This is a genomic window from Paenibacillus sp. NPDC057967, from assembly GCF_042887015.1.
Classification (GTDB): domain Bacteria; phylum Bacillota; class Bacilli; order Paenibacillales; family Paenibacillaceae; genus Pristimantibacillus.
Genome location: NZ_JBHVQB010000003.1, coordinates 456,618 through 480,019, shown reverse-complemented (window position 1 = coordinate 480,019; position 23,402 = coordinate 456,618). Strand labels below are relative to the sequence as shown.

The following is a 23,402-nucleotide window of genomic DNA, read 5'->3' as shown; positions in this document are numbered from 1 at the left end:
GAGGAAATCCATTAACTTATTTACAAATGATTAACCCTGATTTGATTGGCAATTAACAAAATACAGCTATATTCAAATAGTTAATCCAATTTATTTATTAATTCAGAGGGGGAGCTAATATGTTGAATGGAAAAATGAAACGATTAATGAGTACGGGGGTTGCAGCCGTATTATCTCTAACGATGCTGGCCGCATGCGCTGGCAACAATGCAAAGAACGGGGCTAGCCCAAGTACAACTCCTGCTGGCTCGGATAAGCCGGGTGTGTCCGCAGAGACAGAGGTTTATGAGAATGGCTTGTCAAAGAATGAGAAAGTCACGCTAAAGATTGGCTTCTTTGTAGGGGGTTATGGCCGAGAGTGGTTCGATTATGCAGTTGAATCGTTCACAGCGAAGTATCCAAATGTCAAAGTAGACATCACGGCTTCAGCGGATATGAAAACGATCCTTTCTACAAAAATCTCTGCAGGCAATGATAATGACATGTTCGATCTATTCAATACAGAGCCGTCTGGAGGTATTGTGGGGCTCGCTGAAGCCGGTAAGCTTGAACCAATGGATGACATTTGGGAATACCCGCTTCCAGACGTGCCGGACAAAAAGGTCAAGGATCTGATGATGCCCGGCATGTACGAGTCAACGCCGCTGATCAACGGGAAAAGGTATGAGTTTACGACGGCGAGCAGCTTTGGCGGGTTGTTTTTTAACAAAAAGCTATTCGAAGAGCATGGCTGGAACCAAAACCCGAACACATGGGATGAATTTAAAGCGCTGCTAGCAGACATTAAAGCGGACGGCATTGCTCCAATTACGTTCCCGGGCATTCATCCAAGCTACCATAACTGGGCTTTCGGAACAGCCAAAAACTTTGAGCTGGCTGATATCAATGGCCATGTCGATGAGTTTATCGAAAATTTTAGAACCTATGGTCTCCCGCAATACACCAATCCAGAGACGGTTGAAACCTGGACGCGCTTCTATGAGCTTGGCCAACAAGGATATTTTGCAGAAGGACTTCCGGCATTGAACCATACGCAATCGCAAATGCAGGTTATTCAGGGGCAAGCCGCGATGGTATCCACAGGAACTCATGTCGAGAATGAGATGAAGGAAGCAACGCCTGCGGATTTCGATTGGGGCTACATGGCGGTTCCATTCAGAGATAACACGAATCAACAGCTCTGGATTCGAAGCGGAACTTCAAACTTCAACTATATCTGGGCAGCTAAGCCGGAGCTGAACAAACAGTGGGCCAAAGAATTGATCGCATGGCTGGTTACGCTTGAAAATCAACAATTTGCTGCCGAAAAAGCAGGTGCTTTGCCCATGCGCAAGGATTTTACGGAGGATGCTGCCCGAACGGCTACGCTGTCCAGCTCTGCCCAATCTGTACTGAAATACATTGCGGATAATCAGGCTCATACTTACAAAGCAAGCCGATCTGTCAGCATCTCTGATCCGAATCTTGCTCAAGCGGAAAAATTAATGAATGAGAATATTGCGAAATTTGCTATGGGCATGCAGGACCCGAAGCCGATTCTGGAGCAAGCTGAAGAGCTGCTGAAGAAGGCTGTAGAGGCTGAAAAGAAATAAAAAAACATGATGGAGCGGGGAGGATCATCTCCGCTCTTCCATAGCAACCATAGGCTTCACACTGACTTATAAACGTCTCGTAAGATTGGAGTTGACCTCTCGTGTCTGATTCAACCGCTGTGAAAACTGTGCGCAAGCTGGGTCTAGATAAAGCGAATACGCAGAAGTGGATCTTTCTGTTCGTAGCCATCGTGCCTCCCTTTGGCGGCTATTTGCTGTTTACATTGTTTCCGAACATTCTATCTGTCTATTATGCAATGCTCAATTGGGACGGATTTACGGATGCCAAGTTTGTCGGGTTGTCTAATTTCATCACCGCATTCCAAGATAAATATGTGTGGCGCGCGCTTACTCACAACTTGATTTTTATGATAACCGTGCCTTTCTTTGTGATTATTATCTCCTTGCTCCTTGCCTACTTAATTACAAATAAATCGTATAAAGAAAATAAATTTTTAAAGGTATTGTTTTTCTTTCCGAATGTTTTATCTACGGTCGTAGTCGCCCTCCTCTGGGCTTTCATTTATGACGGATCGTACGGTTTGCTCAATGGGCTTCTCAAATTCGTTGGCATTAATATCGGGAATTTCTATTGGTTGGGCAATGAAAGCACGGCGCTTGCAGCCATTATCCCGGCGTGGGTGTGGGGCGGCGTCGGCTTGTACGTCATAATCTTTGCCAATGCGATGCTGGGGATTCCAAAGTCATTGTACGAAGCGGCGATTCTTGAAGGAGCCGGACATATGACACGCTTGTTTAAAATTACAATGCCGCTCGTAACGCCCATTATCCGCGTCAGCGCTTTGTTCCTCGTCGTCGGCACAATGAAGGGCTTCGAAATCATCCTCATTATGACGAATGGGGGACCATTCGGGTCGACGGACGTCATCGGCCTTTACATGTTTAACTTAGCTTTTGGCGTAGAGTATCGGAATTACGGCTACGCTTCGGCAGTCGGTATGATTCTGTTCGCAATATTAGTAACAGCAAAGCTGTTAATCGATAAATTTGTGCCGAACAAAGGCTACGAGTATTAGTTTCCATATAAAGGTTCGGAGGGATCTGTTTGAAGGAAAAACGAACGTTAATGGACATTGTGTGGCGTGTGGTGCTTTATGTCTGGGCGCTGACCATATTATTTCCTTTAGTCTGGGTTATTTACGAATCGTTAAAAAGCAATCCTGAGTTTTTTAAAGATATATGGGCGCTGCCTTCGGAACTGCGATGGCAGAATTATTCCAAGGCCTGGAATCAATACGGTTTTGGGCAATCACTCTTAAATACCCTATATTATGTTGGAGGAAGTCTGGTGCTTGGTCTATTCTTTACGACTATTAACGCCTATGCGCTTACTCGAATGAAATTCAAAGGAAGAAAACTGATATGGGGCTTGATTATGTTGTCTCTGTTCCTGCCGGGCATCAATGCGCTTGTACCCCAGTATGTCATTATGCGGGAGTTGAGTTTGACCAATAGCTTGACCGGATTAATTCTCCTGTCCAGTCTGGGGGAAAGCGTGTTCTACCTTATGCTGCTCGGAGGATTCATGAGCTCTCTGCCAGTGGAGCTTGAGGAGAGCGCAACGATGGATGGCGCCACCTTATTCCAAAAGTTCTGGCGCGTTATTGTGCCTTTGTCTACACCGGGAATTGTAACCGTTGGCGTATTCAAGTTCCTGGGATTCTATAACAATTTCTTGGCGCCTTTTATCTATTTGAGCGATCCCAAGAAATATCCCATTGCGGTGCAAATGTATTCTGCGAACAAGCAAATGGAGTTTACTGCGGACTGGGTAACTTTGTTTGCCGGGGTAACCATTGCGATGGTACCGTCCATTATTATTTATATCCTATTCCAAAAACTTCTTATGGAAGGCGCGACAATGGGCGGGGTGAAGGGATGAATGTCATGCATCAGGTAGAAGCGAAGTATAAGCTGATGGCATTGGATCTGGACGGGACTCTCCTGACAGACCGGGAGCAAATTACGGAAGAGACGAAAAAGTGGATTCAATATGCCGTAGACAACGGAGTTACCGTCATATTTTCTACCGGAAGAGGCTTGCAAAATGCGAAGGGGTTCTGGGATGAGCTCGGTCTCGATTCCCCAATGGTGCTACTCAATGGCGCAGAGATTTGGGAAGGGCCGGACAGGCTTAATAAACGCGTCTTTATTCCTCGGGACACGATTCGCCGCATTCACGCGATTGCTGCTGAACGGGGTGAATGGTATTGGGGCTACAGTGTAGAAAGTCTGACAGGCGCCGCGGACTGGACGCCGGAGATGTTCGAGCGGGATTGGATGAAATTCGGCATCGGCAGCCACGACCAAGAGAAGCTTGCGGGAATAAAGGAAGAGCTGCTCAGTTGGGGGACACTCGAGATTACACACTCTGCCCCTGTCAATATGGAGATTTCAGTGCAAGGCATTTCAAAGGAAAGCGGAGTGCGCCAGGTTTGTCAGCTGCTGGGCTTGTCTATGTCCGATGTCATCGCTATAGGAGACAGCCATAATGACGCGAAGCTGCTGAAGGCGGCAGGTCTCGGTGTGGCGATGGCCAACGGAGAAGAGCATATTCAATCCATAGCGGACGTGATCACGGCTTCTAACAATGAGGACGGCGTTGCTGAGGCGATTCGGAAGCATGTATTCCAGATCGAGTAAACGCAGCAAGTGTATGCATGTAGAGATAGAGGGGAGTAGTCATAGATGAACGTTCCATCGAAAGAGATAAATTTAGATCAATTGGGCGAAACGATATACCGGGAGACCATAAATGGAGAACAGTTGAAATGGCATTCTCCGCTTGAGGCCCCCTTTCACATCGCGGGCTTCCCTTGGCTTGCGCAGGACGGGCTATTCAGACGCTTGCCCCTCGCTTCCGGGGCTGTCTTGCCGCCTGCGGTTGATACGCTTGCTTATTGTACGGCAGGCGGGCAAATTCGCTTTCGCACCAATTCTTCGAGGCTGGTCATAAGGGTGCGTCTTGCCGGACCGGCCAATATGTATCATATGGCTCCTACAGGACAGTGCGGGATTGACTGCTACCTTGGCGAGCCGGGCGAGCAGAGCTTTATCACCACGGCTAAATTCAAGCCAACGGCAAGTGAATATGAATCACAGCTTTATCAGTGGGATACAAAAAAGGAAGTGGCCGTCACCTTAAACTTGCCGCTCTACCAAGGAGTGGAAGAGGTGTGGATCGGTGTAGATCAGGACGCTGTCATAAGCGAAGCGCCTGCCTATGCAAGCAGCAGACCCGTTATTATATATGGAACTTCAATTACGCAAGGGGGATGCGCCTCCCGGCCGGGTATGGCTTATACGAATATTCTCAGCCGGATGATTCCGGTGGAGTTCGTCAATCTTGGCTTCTCAGGCAATGGAAAGGGCGAGCCGGAGCTCGCGCATATCATGTCGGAAATCGATGATCCGGCGCTTTTCATTCTTGATTATGAGGGGAATACGGGCGATGCCGATAACATCGCACGAACGCTGCCTGCATTTATTCAAATATTGAGAGAGCGGCATCCCGTAGTTCCAATATTAGTCGTCTCCAGGATTAGCACGGCCGAAGACCAGTTCTATAGGAAGAGAAGGGAGCTTAATGATCGTCGCAGGCTGATTCAGATCGAGAATGTGGAACAGAGGCGGATAGAAGGAGACCGCAATATCCATTTCGTTGACGGCTTGAAGCTGCTAGGCGATGATTTCGTCAATGATTGTACGGTTGACGGAACACATCCGACTGACCTCGGGTTTTTGCGCATGGCACAATCGCTTGCACCTATTATTAAGCCATTCTTGCGACTGTGATTAACCGATAGATGATAGGAACAGCCTTCAGACTGCATGTTTTAGTTTAAGGGCTGTTTGTCTATCAGACACCTGTAATACATGTTAAGACGACAAAGGAGAGGATCTTAATGAAATCCAATAGTAGAAACCTGCCTTTAATCGTAATGGTCTGCTTAATTGCTGGAGTTGCTAGTCTATGTTACGGCATAATGGTATTCGCATCTTCGGAGAAAGCTGATGGTGTCTCTAAAAAAGATAGAGAGGCGTACTTAGGATATTCATTGTTCAAGGGTCACATGCATACCCATACCTCTCTCAGTGATGGGATATTGTTGCCTGATGATGCATACCGTTTTGTGAAAGCTAATACAGATTTTGATTTTTATGCTGTGACGGAACACGACGTGACTTATGACATCAGTACGGGCAGTGATTTTATTACGAATGTGCAAGACTCTTATTCAGAAGAATACAAATTGCTGCATGAGCAATCCGATGCTCACAATCGTGAGGATGAATTTATTACGCTGCCAGGTACGGAAGTGACCTGGTACGATGAAGCGGGTCATATCAACTTATTTAATACAGCATGGTTCCCAAGAACACATGGATTAGGTGCGGATGGCACGTGGGGCTGGAGCGACATCAAATACGATCTGCCCACCTTTTACGCAAGACTTGCCCAAGATCCCCATGCGATTGCTCAATTCAACCATCCGCGTTCGTCAGGAAATTGGAGTTTCAATGAATTTAAACACTATAACCGAGATGCGGACAGAAATCTGAATATGATCGAATACAAATCCTCCAATGATTTTGCCATCTATACCAAGGCATTAGATCGAGGCTGGCATGTGTCTCCTGTATTTGGCGGAGACGAGCACAAAGGAAATTGGGGAATGGTTCAACCTCATGTAACCGGGATATGGGGAGATCATCTATCAAGAGAAGGTCTATATGAGGCGATGCGCAATCACCGCACCTATGTATCATTTGATCGAAATTTAGAAATGGCGGTTTCGGCAAACGGTCAGATGATGGGGGCGATCCTTCCAGCTGATACCCATGAAATTGATCTAAATGTGCGGATTATTGATCCTGATGCCAACGATCAGTTGGATAAAGTCGTTGTGTACAAAAACAGCTCTGAAGTAGTCAAGGAGTACAGCAATATTGCCAGCCATTCATTTGAAATCGAAGAAACCTTTGCAAGCGCAGACGGGGATTATTTTATCGTTAGAGCTTTCCAACAAGACGGTGAAGAAGCTGTTAGTGCTCCAATATGGATTGGTGATGTAACGAGAGGCACGGTGCATGCGCCTGAAATTACGGTCCATGGACAATATCCGGATACCGTTGAGCTTGGGGATCTAGTAGAAGTGCTGGACGCTTCGGCCACAGATAATGGCGGGCAATCTATACCGGTGGAAGCAATCATTTTAAATGATCAGGGGGAAGCAGCCGTCGCAGATGGGCATTTCAAGGTAGAGATGTATGGCGAATATTTCATTAAGTATGTCGCAACAGACAATCAAGGAAATACGCGCGTTGAGCTTATCCGGCTGCTTGTTGATCAACAAAATCTGGATGCCGATAAAGTCTTAAATGAATTTCAACCCATTGTTAATACAGGCGCAAATGAACGTGCAGTCGGAATAAATGTCGTGACCGATAAGGCATTAGAAACAGCCTATATTCAGTATAAACCTGAGTCAGAGGCATTGTGGGACCATGCTGAAGTGACACAAGCGGAACTCTCTTATTTTCAGGTGGCCTATGGCGATACATTTGCCAAGAGTAACTATCGTGTGCTTGCAGCCCATGAAGCGAATTTAACCGATCTCGACTTAGGGACTAAGTATGACTATCGGTATGGTATTTCACCGACTGGGCCATGGAGCGGCAGTTATAGCTTTAGGACCGCATCAGCTTCAGGGGATGCCGTTATGTATGTGATGGGGGATCTTGAAGTTCCGGATCGAAATCCGGAAAGCTTCCGGCTCTTTAAAGATATGCTGGACGTTCTGCAGGAGAAAAATACAAACGGACAAACTGTGATTCAAGTCGGAGACTTGGTTGATCTTGGCGGCAATATGTATGCTTGGGATGATGTGTTTAACAACATTTACAACAACGATTTGGGTCTAATTTCTGCTCATGTTGCCGGGGACCGTGAACGTGTGACGGAACGGAAATTCGGGGCATTCTCCGGGTTCTTCAACCTGCCGAAAAACGGTGAGGGCAGCTATCGGGAAACGAATTATTCGTTTGATTACGGCGATATGCACATTGCTGTTCTGAATTCTGTGCTGGATTTCGAGAAGCAGCTGTCATGGCTGGAAAAGGATATGCGGGCAACAGATAAAAAGTGGAAAATCGTAATGGGACATTATCCTTATTATGGCGGTCAATCTGGCGATGAGACCGGGATGAACATCATGAGAGTGAAATTGTCTCAGGCTTTTGAAAGGCTTGGCGTCATTTTGTATATTGGCGGTCATGATCATGTGTATAAACGGACAACCATACGGAACGGTGTAAAGGATCTATCGGAAGCAGCGATGAACCTTGGAACAACTTTTGTGACCGTTGGTTCATCAGGTCCAACGTTCTATGATAACAAAACCTTTGACTGGGATCATATCGTTTATGATGAACATAAGCAGACGGGTGTTATTTTAGAATCAAACGAACATTCTCTCACTTTAAAAGCTTACAACAGCGACGGTGTTGAAATAGATACATTTACGATTCAGCAACCTGAAAACTATATGAACCTAACAAGCGCGATTGTAGAAAATAACGTCTTGAAGGGCGTGGGGGTTTTAAATTACCCCAACTCGCTTGAGCGAGTTACGGTTATCGCTGAAAAGCGTGATCATACGGGTGAACAGCTGATAGAAACGGTTATTCAAGAAGTGATGCTGGAACATCTCGGACGTGAGCAGATCATCTTACTTAACAGCCCGCTTGCGTTTGGGGATGAACATATGATCATTATAAGATTAGTTAATAACCCGATCGACAGAGAGCCGTTAACGGACCCTTTACTAGTGAAAGAGGGAATGCTGGGGGATGGATCGGAAGACAACCCGTATCAAATTAAAAGTGTAGAGGGACTTTATAAAATGCATGAGTTCCCGGACAAACACTATGTTTTAGAACGGGATATTGATGGGAAAGGCGTGTTTTTCGAAGCCATTGGCGCCAATGAAACCCCATTTACGGGGACGTTTGATGGGCAAGGGCATACGATTACAGGCGTTATTGTCTCCTCAGGCGGAGCGGGCCTCTTTGCCATTAATGAAGGGATCATTCGAAATGTGGGTATCATCCATGCTGATATTGATGTCCGCCGGAGTAATGTCGGGATTCTGGTTGATCAGAATGATGGAATCGTGGAATACGTCTACAGTACCGGGTCCATTAAAGGCAACTCTACGGTTGGCGGTCTTGTGGGCTACTTGAACGGTACCGTTAAAAACAGTTATTCAACGGCTCGAGTCCATGCGCGAGGCAAGCAAGCCGGCGGCATTATTGGGATTACAAATCGGGGCAGCGTAACAGATCAGGTCTATGCAATGGGAGCCGTTATAGCAGACGAATCAAATGCGGGCGGCATCAGCGGATATGGATATAACAATACCGTCATTCAAAATAGTATGGCATTAAACCCGTCTATTGTTACAGGTACTGCATCTAATCGAATTGTCGGCAGAGTATTAGCCGGCGATACAGCCACTTTAGTAAATAATTACGCGGATGAAAATATGTTTGTCAGCAGTGAGAATGTGACAGTGAATGATCCGAACAATGAAAAGGGACAGGGTGTTGGTACAGACGCATTCACGAAGTCATCCTTTTTCACAGAAACTCTCGGTTGGGACTTTGATTCGATCTGGGTCTGGAATGAAGATGCGAAACGTCCATTGCTGCAAAGCAATTTGGAACCCATTAACGAAGATCATAATCCAAAGCCGAAGCTTGATCAAAACGAAGACGGGTACTACATGATTCGTTCGATTAATGAATTGAACACCATTTCAGAATTTCCGAATGAAAATTATATAGTGGAAAACGATCTTGATTTTGAAGGGAAGCTTTTTGAGCCTTTATTCAGGGGGATGCCTTTCCATGGCGTATTTGATGGGAATCATAAATCTTTGACCCATCTCAACTCAGAAAATGGCGGCTTATTCCATCTGAATGGCGGAACGATTAAAAACATAGCTTTGGTAGATGCGAGTGTCACAGGCGGGAGTAATATAGGCATACTCGTTAATACGAACAATGGAAAGGTAGAGAATAGTTATGTAACGGGCTCAATCGAAGGCTCCAGCACGGTGGGCGGTCTTGTGGGCTATTCCAATGGCATCGTGAGAAACAGCTATTCTACGGCAAATGTAACGGCTCAGCTGAACCAGGCCGGCGGTTTGATCGGCATTACGAACTCGGGCAGTTTAACGGAAAACGTGTATGCATCGGGAGACGTCCAGGCGCTTAGAAGCAATGCAGGCGGGGTAACAGGCTACGGCTATAATGATACGGTTGTTAAAAATGTTATTGCTCTTAATCCTTCAGTCGTGACGCCAACTATGGCGAACCGTGTGGTGGGTCGCGTTCTTGCGGGGCATACCGCAACGCTTGAGAATAATTATGCGTTCGATGGCATGATTGTGGATAAAGAAGGCGAAAGTATTAGCGCTGCTAATAACAGAAAAGGTTTAGGGCTATCCCAACAGCAGGTTGAAGATCCCAATACGTATACCGATAAACTAAATTGGGATTTTGAGTCGGTGTGGATGTGGAATGATACATTTAAGCGTCCGGTATTGAGCAGTAATCCTGAAGAGGCAGGAGAGCCTGCCGTGCCATTGGAAAGAAATGAAGCGGGTTATTACAAAATCAAATCCATTGCTGATCTGAACGTGATGGAAGACTTCCCGGCAGAAAAATATATGTTAGATCAGGATCTGGATTACGCTGGACATACGGCGGAGTCACTATTTAAAGTGGTTGCGTTCACCGGTGTTTTCGATGGAGACGGGAAGAAAATAATTAACTTTAATTCTTTGAGCGGCGGCTTATTCCATCTCAATAGCGGAGTGATTAAAAATATCGCTATAATAGATGCCAGCGTCACTGGCGGGAGCAGAATAGGCATACTCGTCAACACGAATAATGGCGAGCTAGAGAATAGCCTTTCAACTGGCTCCATTACAGGCTCCAGCACAGTCGGAGGATTAGTTGGCTATTCCAATGGTATCGTAAGAAACAGCTATTCTACCGCAGATGTAACCGCTCAGGTCAGCCAGGCCGGCGGACTAATCGGAATTACGAACGCGGGCAGCTTAACGGAAAACGTGTTTGCGTCTGGAACTGTGCGGGCGATCACGAGCAATGCGGGCGGAGTGACTGGCTACGGCTATAATGATACGGTCGTCAGAAATGTCATTGCCCTCGGCCCTTCGGTTACGGCGCCAACTATGGCGAACCGTGTGATGGGACGGGTTCTTGCGGGGCATACCGCCACGCTCGAAAATAATTATGCATTTGACGGTATGATTGTGAATAAGGAAGGTGTTGCTGAAGGAGCATTAACAACCCTTAAAGGCTTAGGCCTATCTGGAACTGAGATAGAGACTCCGTCGACCTATGCAGAACGGTTAGGGTGGGACTTTAACGAGATTTGGAGATGGGATAATATAGCCAAACGTCCTGTTTTACAATCCGTATCAGAGGGCAACGAAGAAGAGCCAATTAGCCTGATTGAGCTTGAGCTCGAAGGGCTGCTTACACTGGTCGTTGGAGAGAATGACCAGACGATGACTGCCGCTGTGTACAGCGATGGAAGCCGTGAAATAGTGGAGACTAATGTTGCCTATACAAGCAGTGATCCAACTATAGCGGAGATCAGCGCTAGCGGTATTGTCACAGCGAAGTCGGAAGGAACCGTACTCATCACGGCAGAGTATGAAGGTTTGATTTCATCCTATGAGCTAATCGTTGTTAAACAAGATGAGCCCGACAAGGAGCTGATTCGCTTGGAGCTTAGCGGATTGGATCCGCGTATGCAGGCCCATTCTACATTAAGTTTGCTCCTTACTGCCATCTATGAGGATGGAACGAGGGAAACGATAAGCGATGGCGCCATGTATACAAGCAGCAAGCCGCAGACAGCATCTGTATCTGAATCTGGTGTAGTAACCGCTCATCGTCCAGGTGCAGTCACGATCACCGCTTCTTATCAAGGAAAAACAGCAAGCTATAAGGTGAGAATTAACGCAGCGGGCGGGATTCCTTTTACGCCGTAGCGATGCACCGTTATTTCTATTCATAATGGAGGAAACAAAATGAAAGCAGCAAAGCCACTTGTAATTGCGCATCGCGGTGCTTCGGCGGAGGCACCCGAAAATTCTTTAGCAGCATTTATGCTAGGTGTTAGGCAGGGATGCGATATGATCGAGCTGGACGTTCATCTTACGAAGGATAAGCAGGTCATTGTTATTCATGACCACACATTAGATCGCACGACTAACGGTATAGGCGACATCGCTAATCTTAATTACAAGGATATTAAAGGTTTTGATTGCGGCAAGTGGTTTAGCGATCAATATGCTGGAGAATATGTTCCTCTGCTTGAAGAAGTGTTGACGAAGGTGCCTGCCCATGTCCAGTTTAATGTGGAAGTAAAAGCCGCAGAAACGCCAGGTATGGTAGGCTGCTTAGTTGATGTATTAAGAAAAACGGATCGTATCGGAAGTACAGTCGTATCATCGTTTCATTATGGCTGCTTGATTGAGCTGAAAAAACAATTGCCTGACCTTCGTATTGGTTTGCTTTATCATGAAGAGATTGCAGACTGCAAAACATTCGAAGAGGAATCGGGCGTTGAAGTATTTTCATTGCATCCGCATTACCCGTTCGTCACCGCATCCTATATGGAGACCGCTAATGCTGCCAGCAAAGCCGTCTATCCATGGACGGTGGATGGAGAAGCAGATTTGAGAAAACTTATAGATTTGGGCGTAGCAGGCATTATTACCAATAAGCCGAGTTTATTAAGCACGATATTGGATAAATAAATGAAATAAAAGAAAGGGCCCTCTACGGGCCCTTCTTTTGTTGTGAGAACTTATCTGCGGACATCCTACTTACATCTTCATAACGCCGCCAGTGCTGGCGGATGTAACAAGATGAGCATAACGTGCAAGGTAGCCGCGTTTGATCTTCAGCTCGAAGCCCGGCCATGCGGCGCGGCGCTCTTCGAACTCCTCATCGCTGATCAACAGGTTCATCGTGCGGTTGTTCATGTCGATCTCAACGATATCGCCATCGCGAACGAATGCGATCGGTCCGCCTTCAGCCGCTTCCGGGGAAGCATGGCCGATACTAATACCACGGGATGCGCCTGAGAAGCGTCCATCCGTGATGAGAGCGACTTTGGCGCCAAGACCCATGCCGACGATTTGGGATGTTGGAGCAAGCATCTCAGGCATGCCTGGGCCGCCTTTTGGTCCTTCGTAACGGATAATAACGACATGACCTTCTTTGATCTTGCCGCCAGCGATGCCAGCGAGCGCATCATCCTGCGAATCGAAGCAAATAGCAGGACCTTTGTGGTAGCCGCCAACCGACTTGTCGACTGCGCCTGTCTTGATGATGGCGCCATTCGGTGCAAGGTTGCCGAACAGGACAGCTAGACCTCCGCGCTCGGTATGCGGGTTGTCGATGGAACGAATCACATCGTTATCCTTCACTTCGCAACCTTCAGCATTCTCGCGCAGCGTCTTGCCCGTCACGGTCATGGTATCGCCGTGAAGCGCGCCTTCCTTCTTAAAGAGCTCATTCAATACGGCGCTTACGCCGCCCGCATTGTGAACGTCTTCGATATGATAATCGGATGCCGGAGCGATCTTAGCCAGATGCGGCACACGCTCAGCAACTTCGTTAATGCGTTCGATTGGGTATTCAATACCTGCTTCATGAGCGATGGCAAGTGTATGAAGCACGGTGTTCGTGGAACCGCCCATCGCCATATCGACAGCGAAAGCATTGTCGATCGCTTCTTTGGTTACGATATCGCGCGGCTTCAGGTTAAGATCGATCAGCTTCATCAGCTGGCGAGCAGCTTCTTTAACAAACTCTTTGCGCTCAGGCGCAACCGCCAGAATCGTACCGTTGCCCGGAAGAGCAAGGCCAAGCGCTTCCGCAAGGCAGTTCATGGAGTTGGCTGTGAACATGCCGGAGCAGGAGCCGCAAGTCGGACAGCCGTATTGCTCAAGCTCAAGCAGCTGGTCGTCGCTGATCTTGCCTGCTTGGTGCGCGCCTACGCCCTCGAATACGCTGGAGAGGGAGATCGGACGTCCGTCGGATGTTTTGCCGGCTTTCATCGGTCCGCCGCTGACTAGCATTGTCGGAATGTTAACGCGAAGTGCGCCCAGAATCATACCCGGTGTAATTTTGTCACAGTTCGGAATACAGATCATGCCGTCGAACCAGTGCGCGTTCACAACTGTCTCTACGGAGTCCGCAATAATCTCACGGCTGGCAAGGGAATAACGCATGCCGATATGGCCCATGGCAATGCCGTCGTCTACGCCGATGGTATTGAACTCGAACGGTACGCCGCCCGCCTCGCGGATTGCTTCTTTGACCAGTTTGCCGAATTCCTGCAAGTGAACGTGGCCTGGTACGATGTCGATATAAGAGTTGCATACCGCGATAAACGGTTTGCCGAAGTCTTCATCTTTCACGCCCGCAGCACGCAGCAAGCTGCGGTGAGGCGCGCGGTCGAAGCCTTTTTTGATCATGTCAGAACGCATTCTTTTGGCCGCCATTAATGTAGAACCTCCTTAAAAATAGCCAGAGCGCTGCTTGCGCCCCGGCGCTTATGACCTAAAATAATGAATACTCATAATTTTATCATAACGGACAACTGTTGGCTATATAAAGGGAACCACTGCCAATATCCGGCCGCTTCATTAATTAATCCTTAAGAATGACTTAAGCTTTGTGAAAATACAGCTTTCCAGATTACGTTTCGACTTTGGTTCATGTATAGTAGAATCAACAAAAACAAGGAGGATGAATGGTGTGGAGCGTCGCGTATTGATCGTGGACGATGAGCGTGAAATCGCCGAACTGATCGAAATTTATTTGAGAAACGAAGGATTCCAGACAGAGGTTGCATTCGACGGCGAGCAGGCGATAGAAGCGTTCGAGCGGGAAGCTGCCGATCTTGTCATTCTCGATATTATGATGCCGAAGCTGGACGGGCTGGAAGTATGCCGCCGAATTCGCAAGGATCATCATGTGCCGATTCTGATGGTTAGCGCGAAGACTGGCGATATGGATAAAATCATGGGCCTGATGACGGGAGCGGACGACTATATTACGAAGCCGTTTAATCCGCTGGAGCTGATCGCCCGCGTACGCTCGCTGCTGCGGCGGTCTTATCAGTACAGCAAGCCTACTGATTCCGCCGCCGGGAGCCGCGAGAGTGAGAGCAAGGAGCTGCGGCTAGGCGCACTGCGTATTGACAAGCTGAGCCATTCCGCCAACGTAGACGGCAGGCCGCTGCACCTCACGTCGACAGAGTTCGGCATTCTGCATCTGCTGGCCAGCCAGCCGGGGCGGGTGTTCAGCGCTGAGGATATCTTCCAGCAGGTGTGGAAGGAGAAGTATTTTGAATCAAACAATACGGTCATGGTGCACATCAGCAAGCTTCGGGACAAGCTGGAGAAGGAGCTGGGCGAGAAGCTGATTGTCACTGTGTGGGGGGTTGGCTACAAAATTGAAGGATAACGTTGTCTTCCGGCTTGTGTTCCGGTCGTTTCTGAATATTTTCTTTGCTGCCATCCTGTCTTTGGTGGGGGTCGCGCTATTGTATGTTGTAGCGCTCTTCCTGTCCAGCAACTTCCGATCGTTTTGGTTCCTGCGGGACCTGGGTATATTTTTTGTTAACGGTTTACCCTATGCGCTGGGGCTCTGGTTCATATGGGTGCTGCTATTCGGCGCCTGCTTCTTTATCCTGCAGTGGGTGCAATTCAGCGCCTTCGGCAAAATCAACGAGACCGTCCGCCAGATTGCAGACGGCCAGCTGGAGATGAACCATCAGATTGCCGTCCGTCAAAGAAGCGTGTTCGGCGTGCTTGCCCGCAATGTTAATCGGTTGTCTGATCGTCTTCAGCATGCGCTCGAGGAAGAGCGCCGCGCGGAGCAAGCGAAAAACGAATTGATTACGAACGTATCGCATGATCTGCGCACGCCGCTCACTTCGGTAGTGGGTTATCTGGGCCTTATCGAACAGGACCGGTACCGGGACGAAGTGGAGCTGCGCCATTATATTGCGATCGCGTATAAGAAGTCGCAGCATCTTCACGAGCTGATTGATGATCTGTTCGAATATACGAGGATGAGGCATGATACGATTGCGCTCAAGCTGGAGCCGATCAATCTGGTCGAGATGCTGGGGCAATTGCTGGTGCAGTACCATATGCCGCTGGAGGAAGCGGGTATGGTTAGTCAGCTGCATAGCGAAGAGAAGCAAATTACGGTCAAGGCGGATGCCGGCAAGCTGGCGCGCGTATTCGAGAATCTGATCTCGAATGCCATGTCATACGGACGCGAGGGCAAGCGGATTGATGTGTGGATTACTTTAATTGAAGGCAAGGTTTCCGTCGCTATTGTGAACTATGGCGAGCCGATCTCTGCGATTGACCTGCCCCATATTTTCGACCGCTTCTACCGGGCCGACAAGTCGAGAACCAGATGGTCCGGCGGTTCCGGCCTTGGGCTTGCGATATGCAAGAGCATCGTGGAGAAGCACGGCGGCACCATTGATGCGGACAGCAACACGGAGCGTACGGTCTTCCGCGTCATTCTGCCCTTGCAGTAAGATGAGGATGGAAAGTGAAGCGGCTACAGCCGCGATCGGAGCCATAGTGGGTTCCTGAAGTACCCGGTTATAGATAAAACTAAGAAGGTCTTAAGGTTTATTTATGAAACAGTTACAATCTCCTTAAGCTTGGCTGCCTATACTGAACAGTATAGACAACTGAGCGAAAGGGGATTTTTTTGTTGAAGATGATCGTAAAGACAAAGCCTAGATACGGCATGCGGTTGACGATGGTCGCGGCAGTAGTCGCGATTGTATATATAGGTGCGGGATGGTTGAAAGACGGCTTTATAAAAAAGGATGTGCTGCAACTGGCCTCAGCATCTGCGATCCTGATCGATGCGACGACAGGAGAGGTTATTTTTGAGAAAAATGCGAACAAGCCGCTGCCTCCGGCAAGCATGTCGAAGATGATGACAGAAATATTAGTGCTGGACGCTGTAGCAAGAGGCGAAGCCCGCTGGAGCGATATAGCGAGGGCAAGCAGCTACGCGGCCGCAGTGCCTGGCGCCAGAATGGGGCTGATCGAAGGTCAAGAGGTGACCGTAAGAGAACTGTTCGACGCGATGACCATCCATTCGGCCAATGATGCGGCCGTAGCGTTGGCTGAGCATTTGGCAGGCTCCGAGGAAGCTTTCGTGACCTTGATGAATAAGAAAGCTGCAAGCATCGGGCTATCTCATGGGGCAGTATTTGGCAATGCGTCTGGATTAAGCAAATCGGATATTGCGCCGTACAACGGCTCAGCCAGTGCACGCGATACGCTGCTGACAGCGAAGGATACGGCAGTCATTGCGGGACATCTGATCGGGAAGTATCCTGAGGTGCTTGCGGTTACGAGCCGAGGCAGCGTCAACGTATCGACTCAGAGACAGACGCTGGCGTCTACGAATCTGATGCTGGCCGACAAGCCATTCGCTTATCCCGGCAATGACGGCCTTAAGACAGGTTATACGCCGGATGCGGGTTATTGTTTTACGGGGACTGTGAAGCAGGATGATACGCGGTTGATCTCTGTCATTATGGGAGCAGACAATATAGATTCCAGATTTTTGGAGACGATAAAGCTGTACGAATACGGTTTTGAAGTGAAAGGGAAGTCAGGACTGAGAACGGCGTTAGGTTTTTGATAGTATTGGATCGGGTTGTGTGATGAAAATGTTATTTTTCCTTCGTGAAATTGGTGATTCCCTCTTCAAACGGAATAATTTATGTTATATTATATAACATATAAGAATGCGTTTTCTTTTGCGGCATGATTGGCTGATTGAAGAGCGAATACATTCCGGAAGGGGAGAGTGGATGTGGCTTTGACCGAACGGGAAAAGGAGCTGCTGCTTAACGCGATAGCAGCCGATCTGGCCAAACATCGATTAAAGCGCGGTGTTAAGCTGAATTACCTGGAAAGTGTGGCGCTGATCACTTCCCGGATGATGGAGGGTGCCCGCGAAGGCATGAGCGTGGCGCAGGTTGTCGACCTGGCGCGAAGCACGCTGCGTAAGGATCAAGTGATGTGCGGCATTGCCGAGATGCTTCGGGAGGTCCAGGTAGAGGCGGACTTTCCGGAGGGGACGCGTCTGGTGGTTGTGCCATACCCGATAACGGGCTGACTGCCTGGCCATTAGATGAAGCCAGCCGGATAGAGATCCGGCTGGCTTCATTCTGCTTCCGGACATTGACGTTACATCGAGTCCAAGTCTATACTGTGTTCAAGAAATCGGGACTAAAGTCCAGAGGGGAGTGACACGGCCCATATGACTTCCATGGAAGAAAGAATGGAGTTAATGAAGTCGCTAGACGAATCGTTCCGCGAGGTTAGGAAGCTGATTCAGGCGGAGTGGAACAGGGAGAACGAGCATGCTCTTGGCATGACCCACGGCAGAATGCTGATTATATTGTCGGAATCCGGACCTCAGAAAGCTTCCGCGCTTGCGGAAGGACTCCAAATTACGAGCGGTGGCGTAACAGGCATTGCTGACAGGCTCATCGAGCTTGGCTATGTATCGAGGGAGCGCAGCGAGGAAGACCGCCGGGCAGTGATGCTTATGCTGACCAAAAACGGCGAGGCGATGGTCCAGTCGATGCTCAAAGTAAGAGAGAAAGTCATGATCAAGCTGTTCCGCGGCATGAGCACAGAAGATATGGAGAAAGCGCTTGACCTGTTCTCAACAATGAAGGGCAATATGGAAAGAGAAGAATGAAAACGGAATCAATGTTACAACTTTTTGAACGTTTGTCCGTGCGACATTGCTTCTGCGAGTTATTAATGTAGAATAAAGTAGAAAAATGTCGAATAAATAGGATTGACAAATTCCTATAAAACTACTAGGATAAATAGGAATTAGCACATTTCACGGACAAAAAAGGGGAGATCGGCATGAAGAAACATCTGGTATTGCTGCTGACACTGGTTCTTGCGATTGGCGTCCTCGCGGCATGCGGTTCTACAAACAATAATAAAGGCAGTGAAGGCAACACTCCGGCAAACGGCGGAGATGCGGATAAAGGCAAAAAGCAGCGTATTGCGCTGGTACTGCCGGAGCAAATCGGCGTGAACCCATTCTTCGCATTGATGGATGAAGGCTTCAAGCGCGCGGGCGAAGAGTTCGGCGTTGAAGTAAAGACCATTGAATCGACAGACCCTGCAGGCTTCGAGCAAAACCTGCGTACAACGGTCGCTGAAAACTACGATCTGATCATTACGGCAACTTTCCAAGCGGAAGATGCTCTCAATAAAGTAGCTCCAGAAAATCCGGACAAGTCGTTCGCCATTATCGATACGGTGGTTGATCTGCCGAACGTACGCAGCGTTGTATTCCGCGAACATGAAGCAGCGTTCCTGCTGGGCGCAACGGCTGGTCTTTCCACAAAAACGAACACGGTTGGCGCAGTTGTAGCGATCGACGCTCCGCTTCTGAGCAAGTACACTGAAGGCTTCAAGCAAGGTCTGGCTTACACGAATCCGGACGCGAAATTCCTGGTGAACTACGTTGGCGGATTCGATGATTCCGCGAAGGGCAAAGAGCTGGCCATTCTGCAGCATTCCAAAGGCGCAGACTTCATCGCTGGTATGGCTGCTGTAGGCGACCTTGGCGTATTCGAAGCAGCGAAGGAACTTGGCTTCTATTCCTCCGGCCAGGACGTTGACCGTACAGAACTGGACCCTGAGCATATCGTTCTGTCCCAGTTGAAAGGGACAGACGCTGTAGCTTACGAGACGGTTAAAGCTTTTGCAACAGGAACATTCGAATTCGGCTCCGCAGACTATGGCGTGAAGGAAGATGGCGTCGGTCTTACCTTTGTTACAAAAGACAGCAAATCTCCGCTGAGCCCGTTCATTGGCCAAGAAACGGTAGATAAAGTAAAAGCTATTGCGGAAGACATCAAATCGGGTAAAATTGAAGTAGTTAATCCATTGGCTCAATAATACCCTTAGTTGAATATTCCATGATACCGGCTGCTACCCGCAGCCGGTTTGCTTGTTGAAAGGAGCGACGATATGCTGCTGCAAATGGACAATATTACGAAGACATACGGCAACGTCACAGCGAACAGCGATGTAAGCTTTGATCTTCGCAAAGGAGAGATTCATGCCATTATAGGCGAGAATGGCGCGGGCAAGACGACGCTCATGCGCATTCTGTACGGCATGGAAACTCCGACTAGCGGGGGGATCAGGCTGGACGGGAAGCCGGTTTCTTTCCACTCGCCTACCGACGCGATCAAGAACGGCATTGGCATGGTGCATCAGCATTTTATGTTGTTCTCCTCTTTCACCGTCGCCGAAAATATCGTGATCGGCAGAGAGCCCTCCACACCTATTGGCTTCGACCGTAAGGCGGCGGCCGCGGTAACGAATGAACTGGCCAAGCTGTACGGTATGCCCGTTGATCCATGGGCGAAAGTCGGCGAGTGTTCTTTGGGCGTCCAGCAGCGTGTCGAGATTCTGAAGGTTCTCTATCAAGGGGCGGAAATTATTATATTGGACGAGCCTACCGGCGTGCTGACGCCGCTGGAGGTGAAGGAGCTGCTGGCAGCGATCAAGAGCCTGGCAGCTCAAGGGAAAAGCTTCATTATTATCAGCCATAAGCTTCAGGAAATTATCGAAGTGGCGGACCGGATTACGGTGCTGCGCGACGGCAAGGTGACCGGGACCGTTCAGGCCGCAGATACGGATGAGGAGCAACTGTCGAAGCTCATGGTAGGCCGGGATTTGGTCACGCTTACCCGTGAGAAGAAACAGTCGGGCAAGCCGGTGCTGGAAGTCCAATCACTGTCGGTTCGCGGCGATCGGACCAAGCCGCTGCTCAGCGACGTCTCGCTGCAAGTGAATGAAGGAGAGATCGTCGGCATTGCAGGCATATCCGGCAATGGACAGTCGGAGCTGCTGCAAGCCATATCAGGTCTGCTGAAGCCGGACACGGGTTCGGTTAAGCTGCTTGGAGAGGATATAACGGGTGCTCCTGTCGGTCAAATCAGGCGAGGCGGTCTAGCCCATATTCCGGAGGACCGGTACCAGTGGGGCGTGTCCAAGGAGGCTGATGTTCTGGAGAATGGCTTAATGGGCCATACAGCCCGCCATCAGAAGCTGGGGCTGTTGCGCGGATCTTCCATCAGGGAGATGGTAGCGGAGTGGGTAGAGCGATTCGGCATCAAAACTGGATCACTGAATACAAAGGCTCAATTCCTCTCTGGCGGCAACTTACAGAAGCTGATCGTCGCCCGCGAGCTTGCACAGGGGACGCCATTTCTCATTGCGGCGGAGCCAACACGCGGCGTAGATGTCGGCGCGATGGAAATTATTCATAAGGAATTGCTTCAGCGACGCAGTGAGAAGGGTGCCATTCTGCTTGTTTCCTCAGAGCTGACTGAAGTATTGAAGCTGTCCGATCGAATCCTGGTCATGTTCGAAGGCAAGATCGTCGGCGAGTTGATGGCAGAGACGGCAACAGAAGAGAGAATCAGCTTGCTAATGGCGGGAGGTAAACACGTTGGATAAGGTTACGACAGCCCTGCGATCGCTCATACAGCCGCTGCTTGCGGTAATCGCAGGTCTTGCCGTCGGCGCGATTGCAATCGTCATTGTCGGCGGATCAATAACAGAGACCTATGCGGAGATGTGGAAGGGCGCCTTTGGCAGCTTCTACTTTCTGACGAACACGCTTACTCGGGCGACCCCGATTATTCTGATCGGCCTTGGTGTAGCGCTCGCCTTTCGTGCCGGATTTTTCAATATGGGCTCGGAAGGCCAGATGGTGCTGGGCGCGCTAAGCGCAGCGCTCACCGCAATCTACATGCCGGGTTCTGGCGTCGTGAAGATAATCGCGGCCCTATTCGCCGGGGTGATCGCGGGCGGCCTCTGGTCGGCGTTCGCGGGATGGCTGGATGCCAAGTTCCGCATGAATTTGCTAATCACAACCTTGTTGCTTAATTATATTGCGACTTATTTTGCGGCATATATGGTAACCTATCCGTTCAAGGACAAGACGGGCTCCGCTGCAATGTCCCAGACGGTCATGCTCGGCAGGGAGGCTTGGCTGCCCAAGCTGTTCCAAGGCATGACCTTGCATACGGGCTTCCTGATTGCCGTGATTGTGACCATACTGATGTTCTTGTTCATGAAGCATACGGTGAAGGGCTACGAGATTCGGATGCTGGGCGGCAATCCGCTGTTCGCCAGCTACGGCGGTGTTCAACGGGGCAAGCTGATGCTCGCAAGCATGTTCGTCAGCGGTGGACTCGCTGGGCTTGCAGGCTCGGTCGAAGTGCTGGGCACGCAGTACCGGTTCATTGATGGAGCCTTGACTTCACCGGGCTATGCTTGGTCAGGCATCATGGCAACCTTGCTGGCTGGCTCGCATCCGATTGGTACGGCGCTTGCCGCGATCCTGATCGCTGCGCTTCAGACTGGCGGCATGGGGATGGAGCGGAATACGGATGTTCCGCTTGAGGTATCCAGCATTATTCAGGCGGTACTCATTCTGTTCGTGTCCGCCAAGCTAACGTATTCATTTATTAAACGGAAGAAAGCGGGGGCGAAGAATGGACGGGCTCTTTGATATTTCGTTGTTCGCTTCGGCTTTGCGGACCGTAACCCCAATCCTGCTGGCCGCACTTGGCGGCGCAATCTGTGCCAGAGTGGGACTGTTCAATGTCGGCCTGGAAGGGATGATGCTGGTCGGCGCATTCACAGCTATTGTAGGCAATTACTTAACGGGCAATATTATAGTTGCAGTATTGTTCGCAATGATGTGCACATTGCTGTACTCCCTGTTATTCGGATATATGAGCATTCATCTGAGGGCGAATGTCATCGTAGTCGGGATATCGCTCAACTTCCTGGCGCTCGGGCTGACGACCTTCTCCCTGCGCGCGATCTTTGACGTGAAGGGCGCTTTTTACGACAAAAGCATGAAAGGCCTGCCGAAGTGGGAAATTCCGCTCATTAAAGATATTCCGTATATCGGCGATATTCTGTCGGGTCATTCGGCGCTTGTCTACCTGTCGATTCTGATCGTTCTCGGCTTGCAGTACTTCCTGTTCAAGACGGTGACCGGCTTCCGGCTGCTCGCGGCGGGCGAGAATCCGACTGCGGCACGAAGCCTTGGCATCAAGGTGTCTCGTATTCAATACGGCGCGGTGCTTCTAAGCGGTGCGCTCTGCGGACTTGCAGGGGCGCAGCTGTCGCTGGGCAATGTGACGATGTTCACGGAAGGCATGACGGCCGGACGCGGATTTATCGCGCTGGTTGCGACGATGCTTGGGCAGTCCAATCCGCTTGGTGTAGCCGGAGCGAGCTTGCTGTTCGGCTTTATGGAGTCGCTCAGCATCAGGCTCCAGGGCTTCGCGCTGCCGACGCATTTTACGATGATGGTACCTTATGTGGTGACGATTATTGCGATGTTCTTCTTCAAGGATAAGAGCTATATGCAGGAAGCGCGCAAGGCGAATGAGAGCTCGAGGTAACTGTTAAAGAGGAATTCACTAAGCAAAGGCGCTGCAAGAACCCATTGTTGCTCCGATCGCTGTTCCAGCCGGAAGATTTTGATGATACATGATAAGGTTATCTTCCGGCTGCAAAGGCGAACACTTCGTTTCTCCACAACAATGGG

The 23,402-nt window shown here is 49.3% G+C and carries 17 protein-coding genes; 16 read left to right on the top strand and 1 reads right to left on the bottom strand.

Features of this window, described 5'->3' with window-relative positions; genetic code table 11:
- Nucleotides 1-119: 119 nt before the first annotated feature.
- The 7 genes from ACFVSO_RS09575 (at nucleotide 120) to ACFVSO_RS09545 (ending at nucleotide 12,475) form a co-directional block, all read left to right on the top strand.
- Nucleotides 120-1,592, top strand: a complete 1,473-nt coding sequence (locus tag ACFVSO_RS09575; protein WP_387472592.1) for an ABC transporter substrate-binding protein — start codon at nucleotides 120-122, stop codon at nucleotides 1,590-1,592.
- 101 nt (nucleotides 1,593-1,693) lie between these two features.
- On the top strand, nucleotides 1,694-2,629 hold the full coding sequence (locus ACFVSO_RS09570; RefSeq protein WP_387472590.1) for a carbohydrate ABC transporter permease: 936 nt from the start codon (nucleotides 1,694-1,696) through the stop codon (nucleotides 2,627-2,629).
- A 29-nt stretch (nucleotides 2,630-2,658) separates the two neighbouring features.
- Entirely contained in the window at nucleotides 2,659-3,495 is an 837-nt protein-coding gene (locus ACFVSO_RS09565; RefSeq protein ID WP_387472588.1) for a carbohydrate ABC transporter permease, read from the top strand.
- Nucleotides 3,492-4,256 (top strand): Cof-type HAD-IIB family hydrolase, encoded by a 765-nt coding sequence (locus ACFVSO_RS09560; protein WP_387472586.1) that lies wholly within the window; start codon nucleotides 3,492-3,494, stop codon nucleotides 4,254-4,256. Before ACFVSO_RS09565 ends, ACFVSO_RS09560 begins: the two co-directional genes overlap by 4 nt.
- Nucleotides 4,257-4,301: 45 nt before the next feature.
- Nucleotides 4,302-5,408 carry an SGNH/GDSL hydrolase family protein gene (locus tag ACFVSO_RS09555; protein WP_387472584.1) on the top strand — a complete coding sequence of 369 codons (1,107 nt, stop codon included), beginning with the start codon at nucleotides 4,302-4,304 and terminating at the stop codon, nucleotides 5,406-5,408.
- Nucleotides 5,409-5,518: 110 nt separating this feature from the next.
- The gene (locus ACFVSO_RS09550; protein WP_387472582.1) at nucleotides 5,519-11,704 is read left to right on the top strand and encodes a CehA/McbA family metallohydrolase; all 6,186 of its coding nucleotides are present in this window, start codon (nucleotides 5,519-5,521) and stop codon (nucleotides 11,702-11,704) included.
- A 39-nt stretch (nucleotides 11,705-11,743) separates the two neighbouring features.
- Complete coding sequence (locus ACFVSO_RS09545) at nucleotides 11,744-12,475, top strand: glycerophosphodiester phosphodiesterase (protein ID WP_387472580.1); 732 nt, start codon at nucleotides 11,744-11,746, stop codon at nucleotides 12,473-12,475.
- Nucleotides 12,476-12,544: 69 nt separating this feature from the next.
- On the opposite strand, the gene ilvD is transcribed toward ACFVSO_RS09545, so the two are convergent.
- Nucleotides 12,545-14,230: a dihydroxy-acid dehydratase gene (ilvD, locus tag ACFVSO_RS09540; RefSeq protein ID WP_387472578.1), complete on the bottom strand. Its 1,686-nt coding sequence runs from the start codon at nucleotides 14,228-14,230 to the stop codon at nucleotides 12,545-12,547.
- 256 nt (nucleotides 14,231-14,486) lie between these two features.
- Between ilvD and ACFVSO_RS09535 the strand changes: the two genes are divergently transcribed.
- From ACFVSO_RS09535 to ACFVSO_RS09495, 9 genes are all read left to right on the top strand, one after another.
- Nucleotides 14,487-15,197, top strand: a complete 711-nt coding sequence (locus ACFVSO_RS09535; protein WP_387472576.1) for a response regulator transcription factor — start codon at nucleotides 14,487-14,489, stop codon at nucleotides 15,195-15,197.
- Complete coding sequence (locus ACFVSO_RS09530; protein WP_387472574.1) at nucleotides 15,175-16,290, top strand: sensor histidine kinase; 1,116 nt, start codon at nucleotides 15,175-15,177, stop codon at nucleotides 16,288-16,290. Before ACFVSO_RS09535 ends, ACFVSO_RS09530 begins: the two co-directional genes overlap by 23 nt.
- Nucleotides 16,291-16,478: 188 nt before the next feature.
- On the top strand, nucleotides 16,479-17,420 hold the full coding sequence (locus ACFVSO_RS09525; RefSeq protein ID WP_387472874.1) for a D-alanyl-D-alanine carboxypeptidase family protein: 942 nt from the start codon (nucleotides 16,479-16,481) through the stop codon (nucleotides 17,418-17,420).
- A gap of 174 nt (nucleotides 17,421-17,594) precedes the next feature.
- Nucleotides 17,595-17,900, top strand: coding sequence for an urease subunit gamma (ureA, locus tag ACFVSO_RS09520; RefSeq protein ID WP_387472572.1), 306 nt, complete (start codon nucleotides 17,595-17,597; stop codon nucleotides 17,898-17,900).
- 144 nt (nucleotides 17,901-18,044) lie between these two features.
- The gene (locus ACFVSO_RS09515; RefSeq protein ID WP_387472570.1) at nucleotides 18,045-18,491 is read left to right on the top strand and encodes a MarR family winged helix-turn-helix transcriptional regulator; all 447 of its coding nucleotides are present in this window, start codon (nucleotides 18,045-18,047) and stop codon (nucleotides 18,489-18,491) included.
- Nucleotides 18,492-18,667: 176 nt separating this feature from the next.
- Complete coding sequence (locus ACFVSO_RS09510; protein WP_387472568.1) at nucleotides 18,668-19,717, top strand: BMP family lipoprotein; 1,050 nt, start codon at nucleotides 18,668-18,670, stop codon at nucleotides 19,715-19,717.
- Nucleotides 19,718-19,789: 72 nt separating this feature from the next.
- A complete protein-coding gene (locus ACFVSO_RS09505; RefSeq protein WP_387472566.1) occupies nucleotides 19,790-21,289 on the top strand; it encodes an ABC transporter ATP-binding protein in 1,500 nt (499 codons plus the stop codon).
- Nucleotides 21,282-22,349: an ABC transporter permease gene (locus ACFVSO_RS09500; RefSeq protein WP_387472564.1), complete on the top strand. Its 1,068-nt coding sequence runs from the start codon at nucleotides 21,282-21,284 to the stop codon at nucleotides 22,347-22,349. The genes ACFVSO_RS09505 and ACFVSO_RS09500 overlap by 8 nt, the downstream gene beginning before the upstream one ends.
- Nucleotides 22,333-23,256 carry an ABC transporter permease gene (locus ACFVSO_RS09495; protein ID WP_387472562.1) on the top strand — a complete coding sequence of 308 codons (924 nt, stop codon included), beginning with the start codon at nucleotides 22,333-22,335 and terminating at the stop codon, nucleotides 23,254-23,256. The genes ACFVSO_RS09500 and ACFVSO_RS09495 overlap by 17 nt, the downstream gene beginning before the upstream one ends.
- Nucleotides 23,257-23,402 lie beyond the last annotated feature (146 nt).

Bases quoted from the DNA above. Each gene is read 5' to 3' on its own strand.
- ACFVSO_RS09575 (WP_387472592.1), top strand. From the start codon at position 120: ATGTTGAATGGAAAAATGAAACGATTAATGAGTACGGGGGTTGCAGCC.
- ACFVSO_RS09560 (WP_387472586.1), top strand. From the start codon at position 3,492: ATGAATGTCATGCATCAGGTAGAAGCGAAGTATAAGCTGATGGCATTG.
- ACFVSO_RS09555 (WP_387472584.1), top strand. From the start codon at position 4,302: ATGAACGTTCCATCGAAAGAGATAAATTTAGATCAATTGGGCGAAACG.
- ACFVSO_RS09550 (WP_387472582.1), top strand. From the start codon at position 5,519: ATGAAATCCAATAGTAGAAACCTGCCTTTAATCGTAATGGTCTGCTTA.
- ACFVSO_RS09545 (WP_387472580.1), top strand. From the start codon at position 11,744: ATGAAAGCAGCAAAGCCACTTGTAATTGCGCATCGCGGTGCTTCGGCG.
- ilvD (WP_387472578.1), bottom strand. From the start codon at position 14,230: ATGGCGGCCAAAAGAATGCGTTCTGACATGATCAAAAAAGGCTTCGAC.
- ACFVSO_RS09525 (WP_387472874.1), top strand. From the start codon at position 16,479: ATGATCGTAAAGACAAAGCCTAGATACGGCATGCGGTTGACGATGGTC.
- ACFVSO_RS09515 (WP_387472570.1), top strand. From the start codon at position 18,045: ATGACTTCCATGGAAGAAAGAATGGAGTTAATGAAGTCGCTAGACGAA.
- ACFVSO_RS09510 (WP_387472568.1), top strand. From the start codon at position 18,668: ATGAAGAAACATCTGGTATTGCTGCTGACACTGGTTCTTGCGATTGGC.
- ACFVSO_RS09505 (WP_387472566.1), top strand. From the start codon at position 19,790: ATGCTGCTGCAAATGGACAATATTACGAAGACATACGGCAACGTCACA.
- ACFVSO_RS09495 (WP_387472562.1), top strand. From the start codon at position 22,333: ATGGACGGGCTCTTTGATATTTCGTTGTTCGCTTCGGCTTTGCGGACC.